Raw genomic sequence first — 1,216 nt, 5'->3', positions numbered from 1 at the left:
CCTCTATACGTCACGAAGACGTTATGATTCCAGGGACGCTTGGAAAACCGAGCGCAGGCAGGCTGAATCGTCCTCAAGGCCGTGAGCCTGTTTCGCAGATATGCCGCCTGCGCTCCCCTCTGTCCACCAGAGTGCGTACAGTATCTGAGGCCGCGAGCCTGAGTTTTTAAGGATGCACCGACAGAGTCCCAGCGAAACCTATATTTATGGAGGTTACGATGGAAGCAATCGGTATCGACATTGCAAAACGGAAGTTTGATCTCCTGTGGTTGTGTGCTTCCACGGGGAAAAAGAAGAACAAGACGTTCGAGAACACCCCAGCTGGCTTCAAGGAAATGTTCCAATGGATGTCCAAATACGGCATCTCCAGTGAGGACAGTCATATTGCCATGGAGGCGACGAGCCAATACTACGAAGCTGTAGCGCTTGCCCTGTTCGACGCGGGCTTTACAGTCAGTGTCGTCAATCCCCTCCAGATCAAACGATTTGCCGAATCGCGTCTGCAACGGCAGAAAACGGATAAAGCCGATGCCGAGCTGATCGCGCAGTTCTGCGCGCAGACCCAGCCGCGGCCGTGGCAGCCGCCGCCGCGCGAAGTGCGCGAGTTGCAGCGCTTGATCGCGCGTTTGGAAGCTGTTCAAGGCATGCATGTCCAGGAACAGAATCGGCGCTACGAATCCCAAGGTGTCGCACTGGAATCGGTGGAGCGGGTCGCCGAATCGCTAAAAGACGAAGAAGAGCGTCTCCGGAAAATGATCAAAGACCACATCGATCATCATCCAGACTTGCGTAGCCAACAAGATTTGCTGTGTTCCATTCCTGGCGTAGGTGAACAAACGAGTAGCTACTTCATGGCCTGGCTGCGATCAGAACGCTTTGAGGACGCTCGTCAAGCGGTGGCATTTGTGGGGCTGTCGCCCCAGCACCGTGAGTCTGGCGACTCCTTGAAGGGTAAGCCCCGCATTTGTAAATTGGGCCACTCAAGGCTGAGGCGCGCTCTGTACATGCCAGCCCTGACGGCACTAAAGCACAATGGGGCAGCCATCGCCTTAGCCGAACGTTTGCGCAGCAACGGCAAGCGCGGGAAAGTGGTCGTCGTCGCCGTCATGCGAAAACTGGTGCACTGGATGGTCGGCGTCATCAAGTCCGGAACCAGATTCGATCCGCAGCTAGCGCTTGCAAAACTCTAGCTGACACAGTATCTGCGAAGGCGGGG

1 protein-coding gene is annotated in these 1,216 nt (G+C 55.8%); it reads left to right on the top strand.

The window, feature by feature from the left end; all coding sequences use genetic code 11:
* The first annotated feature begins 218 nt into the window (after positions 1–218).
* Entirely contained in the window at positions 219–1,190 is a 972-nt protein-coding gene (locus tag BUC24_RS26250) for an IS110 family RNA-guided transposase (RefSeq protein WP_178372630.1), read from the top strand.
* The last annotated feature ends 26 nt before the right edge of the window (positions 1,191–1,216 follow it).

The organism is Massilia sp. CF038 (assembly GCF_900129765.1).
Lineage (GTDB): Bacteria > Pseudomonadota > Gammaproteobacteria > Burkholderiales > Burkholderiaceae_D > Telluria_A.
The sequence above is the reverse complement of the archived record's forward strand: the minus strand, read 5'-3'. Positions and strand labels throughout refer to the sequence as shown.

Excerpts from the sequence above, each read along its gene's own strand:
- BUC24_RS26250 (WP_178372630.1), top strand. The coding sequence starts at position 219 with ATGGAAGCAATCGGTATCGACATTGCAAAACGGAAGTTTGATCTCCTG.